The sequence below is a fragment of the Pseudomonas ceruminis genome, from assembly GCF_021602025.1.
GTDB classification, from domain to species: Bacteria; Pseudomonadota; Gammaproteobacteria; order Pseudomonadales; family Pseudomonadaceae; genus Aquipseudomonas; species Aquipseudomonas ceruminis.
In genome coordinates, this window is record NZ_BQHW01000003.1 from 243797 (window position 1) to 265508 (window position 21712).

Consider the following 21712-nt stretch of genomic DNA (forward strand, 5'->3'; position numbering starts at 1 on the left):
GTTATTCCTAAAATCACTTTTATTTATTTCTGACATGCCGCTACATTCGCTGCTCCCCAAGGACTTAACAGGAGCAGCGGATGTCCATACGGTCCCGTTTGTTGATTGTCATCGCCACCACCTTGCTGGCGAGCCAGGCGTTCGCCGCCGAACGCCTGACCCTGCGCATAGGCGACCAGAAGGGCAACATGCGTGCTCAGCTGGAGGCGGCCGACGGCCTGCGCGACCTGCCTTACGACATCCGCTGGGCGGAGTTTCCGGCTGCTGCGCCGTTGGCCGAAGCGCTCAACGCCGGTGCGATCGATGCCGGTATCATCGGCGACGCTCCGCTGCTGTTCGTGCTGGCCTCCGGTGCGCCGGTCAAGGCAATTGCCGTGGACAAGTCCGACCCCTACGGCACCGCCTTGCTGGTACGCCCCGATGCAGCGCTGCACAGTGCCGCCGACCTCAAAGGCAAGCGCATTGCCACCGGCCGGGGGTCGATCGGCCATCACCTGGCACTGAAGGCGCTGGCCCAGGCCGGCCTGTCGGAGAAGGACGTGGACTTTCGTTTCCTCGGCCCGGTCGATGCCAAGATCGCCCTGGCCAATGGCTCGGTGGATGCCTGGTCCACCTGGGAGCCCTACACCGCGTTGGCTGAGCTGAGCGGGCAGGGCAGGGTGCTGGTCAATGGTCGTGGCCTTTCCAGCGGTAACAGTTTCCTGGCTGCCACCGACAAGGCGCTGGACGACCCAGCGCGCCGCGCCGCGCTGCAGGACTACCTGGCACGGCTGAGCAATGCCCAGGTCTGGGCCTATCAGCACCTGGACGGCTACTCGAAAACCCTCGCCGCCATCATCGGCTTCCCCGAGGACGCGGCCCGCCTGCAGTTCGAGCGGCGTCAGCTGCATTGGCACGCCATCGATGCCAAGACCATCAGCGAGCAGCAGGACACCGCCGACTTCTACCACACCCACGGGCTGATGAATCAGCGCCTGGACGTGGCGCCCACCTTTGCCACTGGCTTTACCGTGCCCGCTACCAGCGCGTTGGCCCAACATTGATCCGGAGACCCCCTATGTTGCACCGTAAACGCTTGCGCCACCTCGCCCTGGGCTTGCTGATCGGCGGCCTGCTGCCGTCACTGGCCAGCGCCGAGCAGACCCTGCGCATCGGCTATCAGAAGTCCTCGACCTTGCTGACGTTGCTCAAGGCCCGTGGCAGCCTGGAGCATCGCTTGCAGGCCGAGGGCATTCGCGTCACCTGGCACGAGTTCCCCAGCGGTTTGCCGCTGCTCGAGGCCTTGAACCTGGGCAACGTCGACCTGTCTGCGGACGTTGCCGATACCGTGCCGGTGTTCACCCAGGCTGCTGGCGCCAACCTCACCTACTTTGCCCGGGAAGCCCCGTCGCCGTCGGCCCAGGCCATCCTGGTGCCGGCCAACTCGCCGCTCAAGACCCTGGCCGACCTCAAGGGCAAGCGCGTGGCGGTAACCAAGGCGGCGGGCAGCCATTACCTGTTGATTGAGGCGCTGGCCAAGGCCGGCTTGAACTTCAAGGACATCACCCCGGCGTACCTGATTCCCGCTGATGGGCGCGCTGCGTTCGAGAACGGCAAGGTCGATGCCTGGGTAACCTGGGACCCGTATGTGGCCAGTGCCCAGCGCCAGCAGAATGCGCGGGTTCTCGCCGATGGCAACGGCCTGGCCAGCTACCAGCGCTATTACCTGGCCGGCAGCGACTACGCCAAGGCGCACCCCGAGGTGCTGCAGCAGGTCTACCAGGCATTGCGCGAGATAGGGGCCTGGACCAAGGCTAACCCTGAAGCTGCCGCCCGTGTACTGGGGCCGTTGTGGGGCAACTTGGACAGCGCCACCGTGCAGCAGGCCAATGCCCGGCGCAGCTACGATGTGCAGCCGGTCAAGCTGGACAACCTCGGCGAGCAGCAGCGCATCGCCGATGCGTTCTACCGTGAAGGGCTACTGCCCAAGCCGGTCGATGCGCGTGCGGTGACCGTGTTCGAGCCCCGCGCTGGGCAGTAAGCGCCTGCGCTACAGGCCTATGCTGGCGCGCACCATGGCATAGGCCTGGCGAATCAGCGGGTTGACCGTATTCGCCCGCACCCACAGGTAGTAGGTCACATCCGGCAGCGGTGGCAGGCCATCGCTCTGGCCGAGCACCCGCATGTCCGGGCTGACCATTTCCTGGCTGCGTGCGGTAATCCCCAGCCCGGCGCGCACCGCCGCCTTGATGCCGATCAGGTTGGACGCCAGGTATGCCTGGCGCCAGGCGATTCCGGCGTGCTCGAGTGCTTCCAGGGCCAGTTTGCGGTACAGGCTTGGCTCATCCACCAGCACCAACGGCAACGGCTCGCCCGGTACGTGCTGGTACTGCGCAGCGCAGATCCACCACACTGGCGAGGTCCGCAGGGCAAAGCCTTCCAGCCCCGCTGCGGTGCGCGTCGAGATGACCATGTCGACCTTGCCGCGTTGCAGGTCCTCCATCAAGAACGGGCTGCGGCCTACGTCGATCTCCAGGCGCAGGTTGGGCGCCGAACGGGCGATGTGGCTAAGAATGGGCGGCAGGATGGTGTCGGCGATGTCGTGGGGTGAACCGATGCGCAGCACGCCGCTCAGGCCGTCCTCGCGCAGCCCGGCGAGGGCCTCGTCGTTGAGTGCCAGCATTTGCCGGGCATGGCGCAGCAATTGGCGCCCGGCGTCGGTAAGGGCCTTGTGGCGGCCTTGCTTGCGCAGCAGGGTAACGCCCACCTGGTGTTCCAGGCGTTGCATGTGCTGCGTCACCGAGGCCTGGGTGCGGGCAAGGTGGCGGCCCGCCTCGGCGTAGCTGGCGTGGTCGGCGATGGCGACGAAGGTGCGGAGCAATTCCAGGTCCAGAGCAGGCATGGGCGGGTGTGCTTTACATTAATCCGTTTCAAATAAATATAACGGATCTTTATGCGTTCTGCGAGAGCGGTGCATTTAAAAAGTTTGAAGCGCCTGTAAATGCTGGCTTATGTCCGTTTTGATGATTGTGTATAGCTTCAAAGTTATAACGATAGGCGATATTTGCATTTCCCCTCGCGCCTGCGACTTCCTAGCATGCGCCCTCATCAGGCCGGGTGCTCCGGCCGCCGGAACGAGGAGCTCACCATGTCGCTGTCCACTGTTGCCCGCAAGGCCCTGCTTGCCACGCTGCTCACCGGCACTACCCTGGCCGGCAGCGGTCTGGCCCATGCCGACGCCACCCTCGACAAGATCGAGCAACGCCAGCGCCTGTCAGTAGGCGTCGTGCTGTCTGGCGGCCCCTTCGGTGCCATCGACCCGGCCACCCGCCAGCCGACAGGGTTCAGTGTCGACCTGGCCCGTGACCTGGCCCGCCAGCTCAATGTGCAACTCGACCTGGTGGCCGTGCAGCCCGCCAACCGCGTGCAGTTCCTGCAGCAGGGCAAGGTCGACCTGCTGATCGCCAACATGGAATGGAACCCTGAACGCGACAAGCTGCTTGGCCACGTGCCGACGCCGTTCTACCGCGTGGGTGGCACTGCCGCAGTGGCCAAGGACAGCCCGGTACACAGCTGGGCCGACCTCAAGGGGCAACCGGTGTGCACCTCCCAGGGCAGCAGCTATACCCAGGCGCTGATCGATCTGGGCGCCCAGCTCAAGGCCTTCAAGACGTCGGCCGAGTCGCTGCTGGCCCTGCGCGGCAACAACTGCGTGGCGGCGGTGCACGACGCCACGCTGATCAACCCGCTGCTGGCCAAGGGCGGCGAGTGGAGCGGCTACCGTGCCCTGGCGCCCGAGCTCAACCCGGCACCGTCGGTGATCTGGACCCGGCTCGGCGAAACCGACACCCAGGCCCGCCTTGATCCGTTCGTGCGCCAGTGGCATCGCAGCGGCTGGTTGATCGAGCGCGAACAGGCCAACCACATTACCCCGGCCTCGCCGGCGCTGGTGGAATTGCGCCAGCAACTGCAGGGCGATGGCGCCTGAAATGAGCGCGATTTTGCAAGGGTTGGTCGAGCAGGGCACCCGGCTGGGTCTGGACTACCACTTCCTGCTCGATGCCTACCACCGCGGTAACCTGCTCGAGGGCGCGTTGACCACGCTCTGGCTGTGCCTGACGAGCATCATGGGTAGCCTGCTGGTCGGCATGGTGCTGGCCGCCATGCTGACCAGCCAGCAGCGCTGGCTGCGCTGGCCAGCACGGGCATTTGTCGAGGTGACGCGCAATACCCCGACGCTGGTTCAACTGTACTGCGCCTTCCTGGTACTGAACATGCTGCTCAACCAGAGCCTGGGCAACGCCAACCCCATGACACCGTTCGCCTGGGTCGTGATCGTGATCTCCTTGCACAAGGGCGCGTTCCACGCCGAAGCCCTGCGTGCCGGTATCGAGGCGGTGCCGCCGGTCACCCTGGAGGCCGCCAGTTCGCTGGCCTTGAGCCGCCGCCAGCAACTGTTGGAGGTGCAGCTGCCGCTGGCGCTGCGCTTCGCCTTGCCAGCCCTGGTCAACAACCTGATCGACCTGGTGAAGATGACGGCGGTGGCCTCGGCGATTGCGGTCAACGACATCACCTATGCCTCGATCATGATCTGGACCCAGAGCGACAACGTGATCGAACTGATGATTCTGATCCTGGCCTTCTTCGGCCTGCTCAGTTTCGCCGTCAACTGTATCGGCCGTGCGCTGGAAGCACGCCTGAGGATGCCCGGCTATGGCCACTGATGCCTTGACCACCTTGTGGCACTGGGCCCCCAGCCTGGCGCTGGGCCTGCTGCAGAACATCCAGATCAGTGTCGGGGCCATCGCCATCGGTAGCCTGCTGGGCCTGCTGGTGGGGGGGCTGGCATTGTCGCCGCTGGCACCGTTGCGCGTGCTTGCACGGTTATGGGTGCAGGTGTTCCGCAACGCGCCGTGGCTGGTGCTGCTCTACTTCACGTCCTACGTGTTCCCCTTCGAGGTACACATCGGCGGTACCTGGTTGGCGTTCCCCGACTGGCTGAAGGTCACAGTCGGCCTGGCCTTGCCCGCCAGCGCCAATGTGGCCGAGATTTTTCGCGGTGCAGTCGCCTCGATCCCGGCGACGCAGTGGGAGGCCGCGCGCTCACTGGCCTTCAGCCGGGGCCAGATCTTCCGCTCGATCATCCTGCCGCAGTGCCTCAAGCGCATGCTGCCGCCCTGGATGAACCTGTACGCGGTGGTGACCATGGGTACCGCCCTGGCCTCGCTGGTGGGTGTGCATGACCTGATCGACAGCGCCCAGATCGCCGCCAACACGGTCAACCAGACCCACTTCACCGTGCTGGTGTATGCCAGTGTGCTGGTGTTGTTCTTCCTCTATTGCTACCCGATTTCCCGCCTTACCCAACGCCTGGAGCGCCGCTATGCCTTCTGAACCTTTGATCCAGCTCAGCGATGTGCACCTGGCGTTCGGTGATACCCAGGTGCTGCGCGGCATCGACTTGCAGGTGCAGGCCGGGCAGGCGGTGTCGATCATTGGCCCGTCAGGTTCGGGCAAGTCGACCATCCTGCGCTGCATCACCGGCTTGCTGCGCCCACAGCGGGGCAGCATCCGCATTGGCAGCACGCAGGTGCACGACCTGCGCAGCGAGGCTGAGCTGATTGCCTTGCGCAAGCACGTAGGCTTTGTTTTCCAGCAGTACAACCTGTTCCCTCACCTGAGCGTGCTGGACAACCTGCTCATCGCTCCGATCAAAGTGCTGGGCCGCAACCGTGACGAGGCCCGCGAAGAAGCGCGGGTGCTACTCGACAAGGTACGCCTGGGCCACAAGGCCGATGCCTTCCCCGGCCAGCTCTCCGGGGGGCAGCAACAACGCGTGGCGATCGCCCGCGCCCTGGCCATGCGGCCGCGGCTGATGCTGTTCGACGAGGTAACCTCGGCGCTCGACCCAGAGACGGTCGGTGAGGTGCTGGCGGTGATACGTGCCCTGACCGAGGAGGGCATGACCTGCGTGCTGGTGACGCACGAGATGCGCTTTGCCGAAGAGATCAGCGACCAGGTGTACTTCACCGAGCATGGCCGCATCGTCGAGCACGGCAGCGCCCAGCAGGTATTCCGTGACCCGCAGCACGAGCGCACGCGTACGTTCCTGCAGCATGCCCAGGGTGAGGCCGGCCAACGTCCCGGCCGACCTGCACCGGACCTTTTGAGCAACCTGGGGCGCTACAGCCTCAGCGTATGACCCCACCGAAGAAGAGAGGCCTACGATGTCCCGTGAATCCGTGATCCAGCCATTCCTCGCGCAAGTGCGTGCCATACACGAGCGGGGGGTTGACCGCGCTGCACTGCAGCAGATCGTCACCCTGCTCGAGGCCTTGGCCAACCAGCGTGAGCTGTTCAACTTCGAGCGCTTCCCGGCACCGGATGCCGCCAGCGGTGAAACCCAGTTCCGCTATCGGCTCAATGACGATGGCGAGTCGCCGACGCTGTACGTCAACTCGCTGCTGCCCGGCAAAGCGACCCTGCCGCACAACCACGAAACCTGGGCGATCATCGTTGCGGTCGAAGGCCAGGAGCTCAACCGGGTGTACCGCCGCGCCGACGACGGCAGCGACCCGACCCGGGCGCAGCTGGCGCTCGAGCGCGAGATCATCGTGCAGCCAGGCACTTCGGTGGCCTTCCTGGGTGAAGACCTGCACGGCATCCGTGTCGAAGGGCAGACCCCTACCTTGCACTTTCACCTGTACGGCCGCCCGCTGGAATCCCTCGACCATCGCTACGGCGTCAAGGACGACGGCAGCGTGGTGAATTACAACAAATCGCAGATGGCGCCTTCCATCGAGGCCTACGGCCTCTGACCGACCACGATCACGACCACGGACCGCGTCCCATGAGCTCGAGCGTTACCCCCGCACAACTGCATGACTGGCTGTTCGATGGCCAGGAAATCGCCCTGTTCGATGTGCGTGAGCACGGCCAATACGGCGAAGCCCACCTGTTCCATGCCGTCAACCTGCCGTACGGCCGGCTGGAAATCGACGCCCCGCGCCTGGCCCCAAACCCGGCGGTGCGCACGGTGATCTATGACCTTGACGACGGCGCGCTGGCAGAGCGTGCGGCCCAGCGCCTGGCCGCGCTGGGCTACTGCGCGGTGCATCGGCTTGCTGGGGGCAGCCGGGCATGGCAGGCCGCTGGCCATGAGCTGTTCGCTGGCGTGCATCTGCCGTCCAAGGCCTTTGGCGAACTGGTTGAGCATGCTTGCCATACCCCAAGCATCAGCGCCGAGCAACTGGCAACGTGGCAGCGCACGGGCAAATCCCTGGTACTGCTCGATGGCCGGCCGCTGGATGAATTCGCCAAGATGAGCATCCCAGGCGCCATCTGCTGCCCCAATGGCGAGCTGGGCTACCGTATCGAGGACCTGGTCAGCGATCCGCAGACGCCGGTGGTCATCAACTGTGCGGGCCGCACCCGGAGCATCATCGGGGCGCAGACGCTGATCAACCTGGGCCTCGAAAACCCGGTCTATGCCCTGGAGAACGGCACCCAGGGCTGGCACCTGGTCGACCTGCCGCTTGAGCATGGCAGCCGTCAGGGCTACCCGGCCCACAGCGGCCAGGCGCTGGCGCACCAGCGCGAACGCGCCCGGCGTTTGGGGCAGCAGGCGGGGGTGCAATGGGTGTCGGCCGAGCAGGTGCAGGTATGGGCGGCTGACCGCACCCGTAGTCTGTTCCTGTGCGATGTACGCACGCCGGAGGAGTTCGCTGCAGGCAGCCTGCCAGGGGCGCAACATGCGCCGGGCGGTCAGCTGGTGCAGGGGACCGACCTGTACATTGGCGTGCGCAAGGCGCGGGTCGTGCTGTTCGACGATGACGGGGTGCGGGCCCCGGTGGTCGCCAGTTGGCTGCGCCAGATGGGCCACCCGGCCTATGTCCTCGATGGCGGCGTGGCCAGCGGGCTGGCCTTGGCGCCTGTGCCGGCACCGATTGCCAGCCTGCCAGAGGCCAGTATGGCGGCGCTCGACGACGCCCTGCTGATCGACCTGCGCCCGAGCATGGCCTACCGCAAGCGCCATGCCCGTGGTGCGCGCTGGTCGACCCGGTCGCGGCTTGCAGCAGATGTGCGGGGCGTCGAGCAGCACCTGGTGTTCATTGCCGACGACCCGCGGGTTGCGCAACTGGCCGCCGATGAGCTGCCCGACGCACAACGCAGGGCAGCACGGCTGTTCCCGGCCGCCGCGCTCGCGACCTGGCCCCAGGTCGAAGATGACCTGTCGCTGGCCGATGCCGAGTGCATCGACTTTCTGTTCTTCGTGCATGACCGCCATGCCGGCAACAAGGAGGCTGCACGCCAGTACCTGGCGTGGGAGACCGGCCTGATCGCCCAGATGAGCGCCGCGGAAATCGCCAGCTTCGCCCCGTTGACCCCGGCCGAGCCGGTCGCCACCCGCCTGGTGCACGGCGGGCGCGGCGAACCAGGGCAGGGTGCCCATGGCGTCAACCCGCCGGTAAGCCGGTTGAGCACGGTGTTGTTCGACAACGTCGCGGCCATGCGCGAGGCCCGCAGCCGTCGCGACCAGGAGCGGGTGCTCAGCTACGGTGCCCGTGGCAACCCGACCGGCCACGCCTTGGAAGACCTGGTCACCGAGCTTGAGGGCGGATACCGCAGCAAGCTCTTCGCGACCGGCTTGCAGGCCATCAGCCAGACCCTGCTCGCCTACCTGCGCCCGGGGGATCATCTGTTGGTCAGTGATGGCGTCTACGGCCCGGTGCGACGCCTGGCGCGTGAACTGCTCGAGCCTTTCGGCGTACAGGTGCAGTATTTTGCCGCCAACGGCCACGGCTTGCAGGATGCATTGCGCGCCAATACGCGCATGGTCTACTGCGAGAACCCAGGTTCGCTGTTGTACGAACTTGTCGATCTGCCCGCCGTGGCGGCCCTGTGCAAGCCCAGAAACATCCTGCTGGCGGTCGACAATACCTGGGCCTCGGGCTATCTGCAGCAGCCCCTGGCGTTGGGGGCCGACATCTCGATCATGGCCCTGACCAAGTACCTGGGCGGCCACAGCGATGTGATGATGGGCAGTGTCTGCACCACCCGCGAAGCGTTCCCCGCGCTGTCGCGCATGAGCGATACCTGCGGCTGCACCGTCAGCCCCGACGATGCCTGGCTGGTACTGCGCGGGGCCCGCAGCCTGGCCAGCCGCATGGCCGTGCACGAGCGCCAGGGGCTGCAGATCGCCCATTGGCTGCAGGGCCGTGAAGAAGTGGCCCGGGTGTACCACCCGGCGCTGCCGGAGCACCCTGGGCATGCGCTGTGGCAGCGCGACTTCAAGGGCAGCAACGGCCTGCTCAGCTTTGCCTTTGCCGACGCAGACAGCGCCCGCGCCGAGGCCTTCGTCAACGGTTTGCGGCTATTCGGGATCGGCGCCTCGTGGGGCGGCTACGAGAGCCTGGTCACATTGGCCGAGGTCGGCGAACGCAGCACGTCACCGGCATTGCCCGGCACGCTGGTGCGCCTGCATGTCGGGCTTGAAGACGTGGGCTCGCTGCAGCGTGACCTGGATCAGGCTTTCAGGGCGTGAAGCCTACTTGAAGAACTGGCTCGGGGTGGTGCCGAACTGGCGCTTGAACATGCTGGCGAACGCGCTGGGGCTGTCATAGCCCAGCGTCCCGGCCACATCGATGATGCGCTCGCCGAGGGCGATGCGCTCCAGGGCCTGCATCAGTCGCGCCTGCTGGCGCCATTGGCCGAAGGTCATGCCGGTTTCCTTGCGAAACAGGCGCTGGATGGTTTTCTCGTCCACGCCCAGGTACTGCCCCCAGTCGGCAACGGTGGAGGGGTCGTCCGGCCGTTGCTGCAGGGCTGAGCAAATCGTCAGCAGACGCTGGTCGCGGGGTTGCAGCAGCTTCAGCGGCAAGGTCGGCAGAACGCTGATTTCATCAAGGATCAGGCGCATGATGCGCGCTTCCCGCGAATCGTCGGCAAAGGGCCCGGTGAAGTGTACCGAGGCCTTGATCAGCTCGCTGAGCAGCGGTGAAATACTGATGGCCTTGCTCTGGAGTGGCAGGCCTGCTGCGGCATCCGGGCGCACGAACACGCTGCGCATCTTCACGTCGCCCACGCAGCGAATGGCGTGCTCCTGCCCGCAGGGCATCCAGATGCCACGGCTGGTCGGTACCGTCCAGCGTTCGGATTGCGACGCCACGATCATCAGGCCCTTGATGGCGTAGATCAGCTGATGCTTGGCATGCGAGTGCGGGGCGATGTACCAGTCCGGGGGGTAGTCGGTGGCACGGCTGCCGACCTCCCAGGTCCATTCATCGACCTCCACCAGCATGTCTTTCAGTGGCTTTACCATGGTGCCCTCATGTTGCCGCAATCCGGCGCCGCCATCTTAGCAGCAGGTGGCTGGCCGTGCCTTGGAACGGGTCGCCGGCAGCAAGGCGGTCGCCAGGCCGAGCAGCGGCAGGAACGAGATCGCCCGGTACACCCACTCGATGCCATGCAGGTCCGCCAACTCCCCCAGCCCGGCAGCACCGATGCCGCTGATGCCGAACATCAGCCCGAACATCACCCCGGACACCATGCCGACGCGTCCTGGCACCGCTTCCTGGGCGTAGACCACCAGCGCGGCGAAGGCCGACGACATCACCAGGCCAATGGCCACCGCCAGCACGGCTGTCCATGCCAGGTTGGCATAGGGCAAGGCGAGGGCGAAGGGCGCTACGCCAAGGAAGGAAATCCAGATCACCGCCTTGCGCCCGATTCGGTCACCCACCGGCCCGCCGGCGAAGGTGCCCAGCGCCACGGCGGCAAGGAACACGAAGAGGTACAACTGGCTTTGCTGCACGCTCAGGCCGAAGTGTTCGATGAGGTAAAAGGTGAAGTAGTTGGTAAACGAGGCGATGTACACGAACTTGGCGAACATCAGCACTGCGATCACACCTACCGCACGCCACATGGCGCCCCTGGAAAGCCCTGGCGCCTGTTGCCCGGCAAAGCTCTTGAGGTGTGTCTGGCCATGGCGGATGGTCCAGCCGGTGACGCGCAGCAGCACGAAGACCGCCAACGCAGCGGCCAGCATGAACCAGGCGATGGCCGACTGGCCGTGGGGGATGACGATCGCCGCCGTCAGCAATGGGCCGATCGCAGAGCCGGTGTTGCCGCCGACCTGGAAGGTCGACTGCGCGGTGCCGAAGCGCCCGCCCGAGGCCATGCGCGCCACCCGCGAGGCTTCGGGGTGGAAGGTAGCCGAACCGACGCCGACTACCGCCGCCGCCACCAGCAGCATGGGGTAACTGTCGGCGAATGCCAGCAGGGCGATGCCGACCAGGGTCACCAGCATGCCGGCGGGCAGCAGGTAAGGTTGTGGGTGTTTGTCGGTGTACATGCCAACCCAGGGTTGCAGCAGCGAGGCGGTGACCTGGTAGACCAGGGCGATCCAGCCGATCTGGGCGAAGCTAAGCGAGAAGTCGCTTTTGAGCATGGGGTAGATCGACGGCAGGACAGCCTGGATCAGGTCGTTGAGCAGGTGTGCGAAGGCGGCAGCACCGACGATGCGGACCAGAAAGCCCTGGGGTTGATCGGCGGGCGCGGTGGGCGAGGCCAAGGTGGCGGCAGAAGTCGTCATGGGCGAGGCTCTTTTTGTCGAGTGGTAACAAGGCATTGCGGCTGGAGAATATCCAGCGCCGCTTTTGTCTGTCTCACGTCGAACAGGCACCCACTAGCGCGTTTCGGACATTGCTGGTTTGGGCAACATGCGCCTGGCTGGACCTTGGGTGGTTACTCGCAGCAGAGCGTCGTCCATGAGCGCTACGTGCTGTGCGTGCGTCACCCGCAGGTGCGCCCTCTGCGAGGGTGCCTGACCTTCAAAGCCCCAGTTCGCCAAGGCCTGGGTGGTCATCCGGGCGACGGCCAAGGGGCCAGTGGAATTTGCGCTGCGCTTGGGTAATGGGGTGCTCGTTGATGCTCGAATGGCGAAGTTGCATCAAGCCATCTTCGGCGAACTCCCAATTCTCGTTGCCATAGGCGCGGAACCATTGGCCGCTATCGTCGTGGTATTCGTAGGCATAACGCACGGCAATGCGGTTGTCGGTGAACGCCCACAGCTCCTTGATCAGGCGGTATTCCAGCTCATGGTTCCACTTGCGGGTCAGGAATGCCTGCACGTCGGCGCGGCCCCGGGGAAACTCCACGCGGTTGCGCCAGACCGTGTCCACGGTGTAGGCCAGAGCTACCTTGGCGGCGTCGCGACTGTTCCAGCCGTCTTCGGCCAGGCGGACTTTTTCGATGGCGCTTTCGCGGGTGAAGGGTGGCAAGGGTGGGCGTGACATCGGGATACTCCTCGGTGGTGGTGGGCCTGGAGCAGCGTAGTACCACGATGCCTGGGTTGAGAATGGCTGCATGCAACATTTGATAATTGCAGTTGGCGAAATGATGCGGGCCCGCAACAGCCCCCTCCCGCTTTCACTGCTCAGCGGCGCCCTTGAGGGCCTGCTCAGGCGCCTTCTGGCGCCCGCCGAGCCAGACCAGCAGCAGGGCTGCCGCCGCCAGCAGACCACCGGCCACCGGCACAGCGGCATAGCCCAGGTTCAGGCTGATCACAGCGCCACCCAGGGCCGCACCCACGGCATTGCCCAGGTTGAACGCGCCAACGTTGATCGACGAGGCCAGCCCCGGCGCCTCGATGGCCGCCGTCATCACGCGCATCTGCAAAGGCGGCACCACCGCGAAGGTGAACACGCCCCAAACCAACAGCGCGATGGCGGCGCCCATGTGACTGCCGAGCACCAGTGGCATCAGCAACATGATCAACGCCAAGAGGCCAAGAAAGATTCGGGCTGCGCCGTCCAGCGACCAGTCGGCCAGACGCCCCCCCAAGCTGTTGCCAAGGGTGAACCCCACCCCGATCAGTACCAGGCCGAAGGTGACGAACCTGTCCGAGGCGCCGGTCAGCTCCGCCAGCACCGGTGCCACGTAGGTATACAGGGTGAACATGGCGCCGGCACCCAGCACCGTGGTGGCCATCGCCAGCAGTACGCTGGGGCGTGCGATCACTGCCAGCTCCTTGCGCACGTGGGGTACGCTGCCGCGCTCACCTCTGGGCAGGGCATACCACAAGGCGCTCATGGCCAGCAGGCCGAGCACTGCGGTACCGGCAAACGCCATGCGCCAGCCGACTTGCTGCCCGATCCAGGTGGCGGCGGGTACGCCGCCGATGTTGGCGATGGTCAGGCCCATGAACATGGTTGCCACGGCACTGGCCTGTTTATCCTTGGGCACCACGCTGGCGGCCACCACCGCACCCAGGCCGAAGAAGGCGCCATGGTTGAGGCTGGTGACTAACCGGGACGCGAGCAGGGTGTAGTAGTCCGGCGAGAGCGCCGACAGCAGGTTGCCGAGCGTGAAGATGGCCATCAGCGCCATCAGCGCGGCGCGTTTGCCAAAGCGGCTGAACAACAACGTCATGATCGGTGCGCCGACCATCACGCCGATGGCGTAGGCGGTAATCAGCATGCCCGCGCTGGGGATGCTGACATCGACGCCCTGGGCGATCACCGGCAGCAGGCCCATCGGGGTGAACTCTGTGGTGCCGATGCCGAAGGCGCCGATGGCCAGGGCAAACAGGACCCGTTTGGGGGAAAGCGCGCTCATCTACAGCTCCAAGAATGCAGGTCATCGAAGGTGGTCGGTAGCGCTCCCTTGACGGGTTTACCTGCGAGGGAAGCGCTACCGGCGCATAGGGATCAGTCCCAGGCAGGCGCCAGGCCGTCGGGGCTGACTTCGCGACCGTTACGCTCGAGCGTGGCGATGCGCGCCATGTCGTCAGCGTCCAGGCGCAGGTCGCGGGCAAGCAGGTTGCTGGCCAGGTTCTCGCGCTTGGTGGACGACGGGATCACCGCGTAGCCCAACTGCAGGGCCCAGGCCAGCGCGACCTGGGCGACGGTGGCCTTGTGCTTGGCGGCGATCTCGGCTAGCAGCGGGTCGTTCAGGACCTTGCCATAGGCCAGGGTCATGTAGGAGGTCACGGTGATGCCCTGTTCCTTGAGGTAGGCGGCGAGCTTGCTGTTCTGCAGGTAGGGGCTGAGTTCGATCTGGTTGGTGGCGATCTCCCCTTGACCGACCACATCGATGGCCTGCCGGGTCAGTTCGATGTTGAAGTTGGACACACCGATCTGACGAGTCAGGCCAAGCTTCTTGGCATCGGCCAGGGCCGTCATGAATTCGGTCAATTCGACGCCGTTATCCGGAGCCGGCCAATGGATCAGCAGCAGGTCGACGTAGTCGGTGCGCAGCTTGTTCAGGCTCTCGCGCAGGCTGGGGACCAGCTTGGCGGCGGCGTAGTTGTCGACCCAGATCTTGGTGGTGATGAACAGCTCATTTCGCGGGACGCCGCTCTCGGCGATCGCCTGGCCGACGTCGGCTTCGTTCTTGTAGATCTGTGCGGTATCGATGGCCCGGTAGCCCAGTGCCAGGGCGGATTTGACCGAATCGATGACGGCGTTGCCGGTGAGCCGGAAGGTGCCGAGGCCGAAGGATGGAATGTTCATGGGCTGCTCCTGCTGAGTGATGAAAGGTGAACAAGAGCTTAGGCGCTTTAGCCTCAAGCTCGTTCGAATGGGAGCAGTGTGCAGGTTTGGCGGGGATTGATTAAGGCGGGGCGGGGTCAAGGTGCTTTGACTGAAAGTCACGAGTACAGCTTTGGCTCGTGACTCCCAGCGTTACAATCAAGTCTGTCAGGCGGCGATCTGCCCTGGGACCGACTGCAGCAGCCACAGATGGCGCTGGCTAGCCAACTGGTCTTCCAGTACAGAGGCCGCGCCTACCCGGCGTGCGGCGCGATCCTGGGTAAGCAGGGTATCGAGCATGGCCAGTAGATCACGGGTCTTGGTGGACGACGCTTTGTGGGTCACATCGTCCTTCATCACCCCCTCTTGATAGGTGCGTACTCGCTCCTGCTGGCTGGCTTGCTGGGTCGCACTGGCGTGCACCAGCTTATCGCGAGCGAACTCAAGCCGTGTGGTGCTGCTCGATTGGTCGTTGACCTCGTGGTAGCGGTAATTCTGCGATTTGCTGTCATGGGTCAGGTTGAGCTGGACCAAGGGGTTCAGGCCGGTGTGCCAGGCTGCTTTCAGATCGGCCTGCTGGTCCTGTTGCACGGACAGGTTGGTGGTGCCGCCCTTGAGCGTGGTCGCTTGCGAGGCGTTGTAGTCGAAGTGATCGACCTCTTCGCTGCGCATGGGGTTGATCTTCTGTTCGGCCTGCTTGAGCGAGGCGGTGAAGTCGGCCAGACCACTCAACAGCAGGCGGCTGGCGGTGTTCTGCGCCGTTGTATGGCTCACCGGGCGCGGCTGGGTATCGTCCACACTGTTGAGCTGGCTGAAGGCATCCTTGAACAGGGCCATCAACTGCGCGTCACCGTGGCCGCGCTTCTGTGCAGCATCGAACTGGGTCAGGTAATTGGCCACCGCAGCCTGGCGCTGTGCCTGGCTGCCCAGCAACGCACCCCCTTGGGTATCGAGGTTCATTTTCACCTCACCGCTGGGGCCTTGCAGTTTCAGGCTGCGGGTGTGGTCATCGAGCTGCAGGTCGAAGGTTTGCATGTCGCCATTGGCGTTCTCAAGCTTGGCATTCAACTGCAGACCGGCGAACAGTTTGGGGTCGAGCTTGACCAGTGTGCCCAGTTGCAGGCGCGGTGGCTCCTGGGACAAGCCGTTGAGGGCTGACTGGAAGCTGTCTGCCATGGCAGCCAAGCCCTTGAGCTCTTCGCCGCTCAGCGTACCCCCTTGCACGTCAGCGTCCACTGCCAGGCCATTGGCGCTGCTGTACAGCCCCAGGGTCACCGTGGCACCCGATGCGGTGGTCAGGTTGAAGCTCACGCTGCTGGTGGCATGTTCGCGCAGCCTGGCCTGCTGCAGACCTAGCAACAAAGGGTCGGTTGGCGTGTTGTTGCTGATTGCCAGCCCCGATTGCGAGATGCGTTGCCCGCCGTTGGCTGCCAATTGCTCCAGCAAGGCGGCACCCAACCCCTGGAAGCGTGCGGCAGTGGAGGACGACTGGATTGCGCTCAACATGTACATGCTGAGTTTGTCGGTGCTGTCCTGCTCCCACGCATACTGGCGCTGCCCCTCGCCCAGCGTGCCCTTGGCCGTGTAGAGCGGAGCATCGACGCTGTCGATCTGCTGCCCGAGGCTGACCACGGTGCTTGGGGGGGGGACCAATGTTTGGGTCGAACTGGCAGCCCTCACCTGAGGCGCGCGTGCTACAACGTCGAAGACGGGGGTCAGGCGTGCTGCTGAGGTAATGGGGTTCATCGCCAGCTTCCTTACTGTTCACGGCATATAAAGCTGGGTATCGGCAGGCCGGACAGGAACATGAGCGCTATTGATCCGAGGCCGAGGGCATGCGCACCGCCAGGTCCGAAGCACTGGTACAGCAATAGCTACCGCAACCGCCTGACACAGCAGTGGTGCAATCGCGCTTTTGCCGCGAGGAGCCCGCGATGCCCAGCCAAGCGTTCACCGATGATTCCACCGATGCCTTGATTGCCAGCCGCCTGCCGGTGTGGATGACCACCGGTTCGCTGGACACGCTCTACGCCTTGCACCACAGCCAGCAGCGCCAGCAGCAGGTGCAACAAGAATTACACGAGCTGCTAGCGTGCATCACCCCGTTGGAGGCCTTTGCCGCGCCGCTGCTGCAACAAGCATTGCAGACACAGCACGCGCTAACGCTTGATGTGCGTGAAGCCCGCTTGCGCCGCAGAACGCTGCAACGCTCTGCGTCTTACATCGCTCAAGTGCCAGATGGCGTCAGAGAGCAGGTCCATGAGCACAGCCTGCTGGAAGCGGCACTGCACAACTTCACTGAACGTGAAACGTTCGCGGCCGAGGTTCTCCAGGGCAGCGCCGTGCTGGATCCGTCGGGGCTAGAGACCGGTTTGTCGCTCAAAGCTTTTGCCAGGCTGTGCCGTACGCTGGACTTGGGGGGCCGATACCAGGCCTACCTGCGGGCCCAGCTTACGCCCGACGGCGAGGCGGGCAGGCAGCTTGAGGCTCTGCTTGAGGAAGGGTTTCGGGCCAGCCTCGAGGCGACACTGCGGCTGTCGTTGGCCAAGGGTGAAATCGGTGTAGAGGCCTACGCCCCGTGTGCACCGCTGTTTGCCTTGCTGGCGGCCAAACCGGAGTCGGCCTGCGGCTTGCGGCCCATGCAACTGCGGGTGTTTGGTCAACGGGTACGCTCAGCGGTGGCCTTTGAATTCAAGCAACACGGCGCCAGCGGGTCGGCGGTTGAAGGTGTGCTGTGCTGGATCCCGGACGACCCCCAGGGCGCGCTCACCTGGTACGCCTCCTGGGAGATGCTGTTTCTGGCATTGGGCAAACAGTTCCGTTTGCCGGGCTACAAAGAATTCTTCCAACGTTTTATCGGTGAGCGTGACCGAGAAGCGTATGCGCGTGGCCTGGCCCAGGCACTGCAAGGCGTCGGCGTGGATGTCCCGGTCCGGCTCGACGGGCGCTACGAGGCCATTGAAGTGCCGTTGTTCGAACACCTGCGTCAGCAACAGATCGACACCTTGCTGGACAACGCCAGTGTGCAGGCGCCGCCCACTGCTGCGGTGGATGCGCAAGTGCGGGATCGCCGCCTGCATTTCTATCGCAGCTTTGCGCTCGATGCGGTGGGCCTGGTCAGTTTCGCGCTGCCCGTTTTGGCCGCGCCCTTGCTGGGCATCACGGCATTGCAGGTGGCCGATGACGTGTATGAGGGGTATGCCGACTGGCGATTGGGGGACCGCCAGGAGGCCCTTGAACACCTGTATGCCGTGGCTGAAACCGTGATCATGACCGCGCTCAATGTGGGGGCTGGTGCGGCTTCGCAGCGTCTGGCCCGTGCTGACAGGGTCGATGAGCTGGTGCCGGTGTACCCCGGTGAAGGCACCCTCAAGCTGTGTGACCCCGCATTGCCGGGCTATGGCGTCGAGGACCGAGGGGCGGTCGGCGAGCTCACCCAGGTGCAAGGCCAAGCGTATGTGCGTACACCGTTGGCTAGCCACATGACGTACCTGGACGAGGCCACGCAGCAGCGGCGCATCCGCCACCCGCTGCGTAGCGATGCTTACGCCCCTGTGCTTGAGGACAATGGGGCCGGCGGCTGGCGCCATGCGCTTGAGAACCCGCAAGAGTGGCAGGGCAGCGTGCAGCTGATGCAGGACTTGAGCCGCGACTGGGCGCAGCTCGATGAACGAACAGTCCATGAGGTAATGCGAGCAACGGGGTATGACGAAGCGCAACTGCGCGGTTTGCACATTGAACAGGCCCCGCCGCCAGCGCGCTTGCGCGATGCCGTGCAGCGTCACCAGTTGCATGCGCAGTTCCCCAGGCTGGAGGGAGAGGCGTTCGAACGGCAGCTGCAGGCGCAGCAGGGTAGCCCCAGCCCGGCGCAAACCCTGATGCGCCGTGACTTCCCCGGCCTGACGGTGCTGGGCGCGGGTGAGATCATCGATCACGCGCCCGAGGACCTGGTCGAGCACATGCAAGCTCACCAGCGTGTGCCGCTGGCCTTGGCTGAACAGGCACGCTGGTACATCCGCGATGCGCGGCTGGACCGCGCCTGTGCGGGCCTGCTGCAAGCGGCAGCGATCAACCGCGACACTGAGCGATTGGCCCTGGGCCTGATCGCTGACCGCGCGCCCTGGCGCGCAGTGCGGCTCGATGTGCGCGGCGACACGCTGGCGGCGACGCCTACCGCCAGTGCTGGCGCTCCTGCGGCAACACACGTACGAACCGTGCTCAGGACTGCCCAGGGCTATCAAGCGCTGGATGCCCTTGGCCAACCCTTGCCATCGGCCAGCGCTGAAGACAGCCTGTTCAAGGCACTGCTGCTGCAGCTCGACCCCTGGCAGAAGAAAGCCTTGGGCGACGCTTGTGAGTCGCCTGAGGCACTGGCCGACGCCCTGTCGTTGTGGGCAAGCGAGCACCGTGAGCGGGCCGCTGCGTTGCTGGGCATGGCGCCGGTCGGGCTTGGTTTCAGGCCGCCGGTACGCCTGGGCGATGGCCGTGTGGGTTACCCCTTGAGCGGCCGCGGGGAGAGCAGCAATCGCGCACTGCGGCGCGGCCTCCAGCAATTGTTCCCGGCGAGCGACGAGCACACACTCGACCATTTTACGGCGACTGCCCGTAGCCTCGGCCTTTCCCCCTGGAACTACTACCTGCGCCTGTGCGACGAGCTGCGGGCGCTGGATCAGGCGTTGGGGCAGTGGCGGCGACAGGCCTCCGGCCCACTACAGTTCCTTCGCCGTGCACGTATGGCACGGCGTATCCGGCGTGCCTGGCAGCGCCGTGACCATGATGCGAGCGGCAATCGGGCGTTGACCCTGGAAGGTTCCAGGCTGGGCACCCTGCCTGACCTTGCGCCGACGGTGAGCTTTGATCATGTGACCACGCTGACCTTGCGCAGCCTCGACTTGGGCGAGGTCAGCGAGGGGTTTCTCGCCCGCTTCCCGAATGTGACTCGGCTGAACCTGTCGGGCAACCGGCTGACATCGATACCCGATACCTCGCATTTGCAGTGCTTGCAGCACATTGATCTACGGGACAACCGCATTGCCGAGGTCAGCCAGGCGCAGGCTGCCCGGCTGCGCGCCAACGTCGACGAGGTTCAGTTGCAGGGCAATCCGCTGTCTCAGCGTGCGCGGGAGCGACTCCATAGCGAGCCCGCGCCCGTCGTGCAGGAGCCGGCCGTGGACGGCGCGCCATGGTTCGACGGGCTGGCGGAGGCGCAAGCGAATCAGTGCCGTGAACAGTGGCGGTTGCTTCGCGCACAAGTGGGTAGCGAGCGCTTTTTTTCTCAGCTCGCGGAGCTGTCCGATGGCCCAGCGTTTATCCAGCATCCTGCAGAGATGCGCCGACAGGTCGTCGAACTGCTCAATGCCATGTACCACCATGGGCAAGTACGCAGCGCGCTGTTCGAGCAGGCCGCTGCGACACGTGGGCGGGCGGATCTTGCGGCATGGCGGGTGCGGATGCAGGTGGTGTTGCGCACCGAGGGCCTGCGCGGCCGGCGTGTGGAGCGCGAGCTACGCAACCTGGGGCGTGAGTTGTTCAGGCTCGATCAGCTCGACCGCTTTGCCGCACGTCATATCGAAGCCCTGCGTACGGGCGGCGAGCCTGTGAACGAAAATGATATCTACCTGGCGTTCAGGGCTGGGCTCGCCGAATCACTGGGCCTCCATGGCCAGCCTTCGCGCTTGAGTTATGAGCACGTCGACACCGTGACACTGGGCAACCTGGCTGACGCCGAGGCTCATTTGTATGAAACCGAAACCCCCGAGGTGCTGAGTCAGTTTCTGGCGCAACAGCCGTTCTGGCAGGAATATGTTCAGGCAGAATACCTCGCACCCTTCGCCGCCATACGCCGGGACTACCACCTGCGCCTGGCTGCCGCTGTTCCTGAGGGCGAAGGGCAGGCACCTGCAGAGGTGATCGAGCGGCTGCGTGATCAGCGCCGGGAAGAGGAGCAGGCCATGACATTGACCCTGGCCCGGGGTAACTATTGGACGTGGTACCGGCTCGATGGCCCGCATGGTCCAAATGTCCGTGGGTTCAGCCATTTGTCGAGGCGGCTCGAGCACAACCTCATGGCATGGCGGGGGCATCCTGGTGGCCCGGAGTACAAGGCGCGCTCCTACATCGCCGGGGTGCTGAGGGATGTCTGGCTGTCGAACTATCAGGACCAGGATTCATCGTTGAATTCAACAATCGAAGGCTTATCGATCAGCTCGCTGCCCACCCTCCCAGCGGGTATCGTGTTCGACCGGCTGCGGACGCTGTCGCTGAGCAATCAGCAGCTCACGGCGGTCGACAGCGCATTTCTGAGGTGCTTTCCAAATCTGGAAGAGGTGGACCTTTCCGGCAACAGCATTTCCCATTTTGACGGGCTGGAACACCTGCCATACCTGCGCCGGTTAAACCTGGGCGGTAATCTGCTGACCACGGTGACGGGATTGCAACACCTAAGCCAATTGACCGAACTGGACCTTAGCGGCAATCAGCTGGAAGAACTGCCAGCCGGTATCGAGCAACTGGGACACCTGCGCGACCTGGACCTCTCGTTCAACCAGCTCACCGACCTCAGCGAACGGGCCTGCCGATTGACCAGCCTGGAGAACCTGCACTTGAGCGGCAACCTGCTGGGCAGCGTGCCGCGCCGCCTCGGTAACCTCGAGCGGTTGGTTGTACTCGATCTGAGCGCCAACCGCTTGACCACCGTACCCGAGCACCTCAATGGCCTTGGCCGGCTGACCCAGTTGTACCTGCATGACAACGTCATCACCCTCGATGCAGGCAGCGAGCTGCGGCTGGAATGGTTTTCCAGGTTGGAAATCCTCAGCCTGGCAGGCAACCCCTTGGGCATTGTGCCGAGGCTGCGCTACAACCCGCACCTGTCTTACCTGTCCCTGCGCGCAACCGGCCTGCGCAGTTTCCCCTTGGCCCTGATGCAGCGCCATCCTGATCTGGTCGTGGATTTGCGTGGCAATCGCATCGCGACGCTAAGCGAGGACGCGCTCAGTTGGATCGAGACCCATGCAGCCAACGTCAATCTTGAGCACAACGTGTTGAGTTCACAGGTCATGGAGCGGGTGCGGGCTGCATTGATTCGGTTCAGGGAGGAGGCGGCGAGGGGGGCCGACATACCGCCTGCGACAGCGAGCAGGAAACCGCCGAGCCGCCATGGCTGATGCAGGGCGCCCTCGGGGCAGACGGTGAGGAAGGCC

At 64.8% G+C, this 21712-nt stretch carries 16 protein-coding genes; 9 read left to right on the plus strand and 7 right to left on the minus strand.

Translation table 11 applies throughout. The features are described 5' to 3' along the window. Nucleotides 1-80: 80 nt before the first annotated feature. The gene (locus L6D80_RS05305) at nt 81-1043 is read left to right on the plus strand and encodes an ABC transporter substrate-binding protein (RefSeq protein ID WP_176512860.1); all 963 of its coding nucleotides are present in this window, start codon (nt 81-83) and stop codon (nt 1041-1043) included. A 14-nt stretch (nt 1044-1057) separates the two neighbouring features. Further along, nucleotides 1058-2020: an aliphatic sulfonate ABC transporter substrate-binding protein gene (locus L6D80_RS05310; RefSeq protein ID WP_054901476.1), complete on the plus strand. Its 963-nt coding sequence runs from the start codon at nt 1058-1060 to the stop codon at nt 2018-2020. Nucleotides 2021-2029: 9 nt separating this feature from the next. Here the strand turns inward: L6D80_RS05310 and L6D80_RS05315 are convergent, their stop codons facing one another. Continuing rightward, the gene (locus L6D80_RS05315; RefSeq protein ID WP_054901477.1) at nt 2030-2881 is read right to left on the minus strand and encodes a LysR substrate-binding domain-containing protein; all 852 of its coding nucleotides are present in this window, start codon (nt 2879-2881) and stop codon (nt 2030-2032) included. Between the two features lie 246 nt (nt 2882-3127). On the opposite strand from L6D80_RS05315, the gene L6D80_RS05320 reads away from it, so the two are divergent. From L6D80_RS05320 to metC, 6 genes are read left to right on the plus strand one after another with little or no spacing between them, the layout of a single operon-like run. Beyond that, complete coding sequence (locus L6D80_RS05320) at nt 3128-3967, plus strand: transporter substrate-binding domain-containing protein (RefSeq protein ID WP_176512861.1); 840 nt, start codon at nt 3128-3130, stop codon at nt 3965-3967. Between the two features lies 1 nt (nt 3968). Continuing rightward, a complete protein-coding gene (locus tag L6D80_RS05325) occupies nt 3969-4703 on the plus strand; it encodes an amino acid ABC transporter permease (RefSeq protein WP_054901479.1) in 735 nt (244 codons plus the stop codon). Beyond that, nucleotides 4693-5373, plus strand: a complete 681-nt coding sequence (locus L6D80_RS05330; RefSeq protein WP_054901480.1) for an amino acid ABC transporter permease — start codon at nt 4693-4695, stop codon at nt 5371-5373. Before L6D80_RS05325 ends, L6D80_RS05330 begins: the two co-directional genes overlap by 11 nt. Beyond that, nucleotides 5363-6181 (plus strand): amino acid ABC transporter ATP-binding protein, encoded by an 819-nt coding sequence (locus tag L6D80_RS05335; RefSeq protein WP_054901481.1) that lies wholly within the window; start codon nt 5363-5365, stop codon nt 6179-6181. Before L6D80_RS05330 ends, L6D80_RS05335 begins: the two co-directional genes overlap by 11 nt. 25 nt (nt 6182-6206) lie before the next feature. After that, nucleotides 6207-6797 carry a cysteine dioxygenase family protein gene (locus tag L6D80_RS05340; RefSeq protein ID WP_054901482.1) on the plus strand — a complete coding sequence of 197 codons (591 nt, stop codon included), beginning with the start codon at nt 6207-6209 and terminating at the stop codon, nt 6795-6797. Nucleotides 6798-6829: 32 nt separating this feature from the next. Continuing rightward, nucleotides 6830-9523: a cystathionine beta-lyase gene (gene metC, locus L6D80_RS05345; protein ID WP_176512862.1), complete on the plus strand. Its 2694-nt coding sequence runs from the start codon at nt 6830-6832 to the stop codon at nt 9521-9523. Between the two features lie 3 nt (nt 9524-9526). On the opposite strand, the gene L6D80_RS05350 is transcribed toward metC, so the two are convergent. From L6D80_RS05350 to L6D80_RS05375, 6 genes are all read right to left on the minus strand, one after another. Continuing rightward, nucleotides 9527-10300, minus strand: a complete 774-nt coding sequence (locus L6D80_RS05350) for an AraC family transcriptional regulator (protein WP_054901484.1) — start codon at nt 10298-10300, stop codon at nt 9527-9529. Between the two features lie 36 nt (nt 10301-10336). Further along, a complete protein-coding gene (locus tag L6D80_RS05355) occupies nt 10337-11572 on the minus strand; it encodes an MFS transporter (RefSeq protein ID WP_054901485.1) in 1236 nt (411 codons plus the stop codon). A gap of 238 nt (nt 11573-11810) precedes the next feature. Then, the gene (locus L6D80_RS05360; protein ID WP_054901486.1) at nt 11811-12275 is read right to left on the minus strand and encodes a nuclear transport factor 2 family protein; all 465 of its coding nucleotides are present in this window, start codon (nt 12273-12275) and stop codon (nt 11811-11813) included. Between the two features lie 133 nt (nt 12276-12408). Then, complete coding sequence (locus L6D80_RS05365; protein ID WP_176512863.1) at nt 12409-13596, minus strand: MFS transporter; 1188 nt, start codon at nt 13594-13596, stop codon at nt 12409-12411. A gap of 92 nt (nt 13597-13688) precedes the next feature. Beyond that, the gene (dkgB, locus tag L6D80_RS05370; protein ID WP_176512864.1) at nt 13689-14492 is read right to left on the minus strand and encodes a 2,5-didehydrogluconate reductase DkgB; all 804 of its coding nucleotides are present in this window, start codon (nt 14490-14492) and stop codon (nt 13689-13691) included. 186 nt (nt 14493-14678) lie between these two features. Further along, nucleotides 14679-16256, minus strand: a complete 1578-nt coding sequence (locus L6D80_RS05375) for a hypothetical protein (protein ID WP_176512865.1) — start codon at nt 16254-16256, stop codon at nt 14679-14681. 188 nt (nt 16257-16444) lie between these two features. Here L6D80_RS05375 and L6D80_RS05380 point away from each other — a divergent pair, with 188 nt between their 5' ends. Beyond that, nucleotides 16445-21676, plus strand: a complete 5232-nt coding sequence (locus tag L6D80_RS05380) for an NEL-type E3 ubiquitin ligase domain-containing protein (RefSeq protein ID WP_176512866.1) — start codon at nt 16445-16447, stop codon at nt 21674-21676. The last annotated feature ends 36 nt before the right edge of the window (nt 21677-21712 follow it).

Coding starts and splice junctions, on each gene's coding strand:
- L6D80_RS05330 (WP_054901480.1), top strand. CDS start 4,693: ATGGCCACTGATGCCTTGACCACCTTGTGGCACTGGGCCCCCAGCCTG.
- L6D80_RS05355 (WP_054901485.1), bottom strand. CDS start 11,572: ATGACGACTTCTGCCGCCACCTTGGCCTCGCCCACCGCGCCCGCCGAT.
- L6D80_RS05310 (WP_054901476.1), top strand. CDS start 1,058: ATGTTGCACCGTAAACGCTTGCGCCACCTCGCCCTGGGCTTGCTGATC.
- L6D80_RS05315 (WP_054901477.1), bottom strand. CDS start 2,881: ATGCCTGCTCTGGACCTGGAATTGCTCCGCACCTTCGTCGCCATCGCC.
- L6D80_RS05350 (WP_054901484.1), bottom strand. CDS start 10,300: ATGGTAAAGCCACTGAAAGACATGCTGGTGGAGGTCGATGAATGGACC.
- L6D80_RS05360 (WP_054901486.1), bottom strand. CDS start 12,275: ATGTCACGCCCACCCTTGCCACCCTTCACCCGCGAAAGCGCCATCGAA.
- L6D80_RS05365 (WP_176512863.1), bottom strand. CDS start 13,596: ATGAGCGCGCTTTCCCCCAAACGGGTCCTGTTTGCCCTGGCCATCGGC.
- L6D80_RS05325 (WP_054901479.1), top strand. CDS start 3,969: ATGAGCGCGATTTTGCAAGGGTTGGTCGAGCAGGGCACCCGGCTGGGT.
- L6D80_RS05375 (WP_176512865.1), bottom strand. CDS start 16,256: ATGAACCCCATTACCTCAGCAGCACGCCTGACCCCCGTCTTCGACGTT.
- L6D80_RS05340 (WP_054901482.1), top strand. CDS start 6,207: ATGTCCCGTGAATCCGTGATCCAGCCATTCCTCGCGCAAGTGCGTGCC.
- L6D80_RS05335 (WP_054901481.1), top strand. CDS start 5,363: ATGCCTTCTGAACCTTTGATCCAGCTCAGCGATGTGCACCTGGCGTTC.
- metC (WP_176512862.1), top strand. CDS start 6,830: ATGAGCTCGAGCGTTACCCCCGCACAACTGCATGACTGGCTGTTCGAT.
- L6D80_RS05305 (WP_176512860.1), top strand. CDS start 81: ATGTCCATACGGTCCCGTTTGTTGATTGTCATCGCCACCACCTTGCTG.
- dkgB (WP_176512864.1), bottom strand. CDS start 14,492: ATGAACATTCCATCCTTCGGCCTCGGCACCTTCCGGCTCACCGGCAAC.
- L6D80_RS05380 (WP_176512866.1), top strand. CDS start 16,445: ATGCCCAGCCAAGCGTTCACCGATGATTCCACCGATGCCTTGATTGCC.
- L6D80_RS05320 (WP_176512861.1), top strand. CDS start 3,128: ATGTCGCTGTCCACTGTTGCCCGCAAGGCCCTGCTTGCCACGCTGCTC.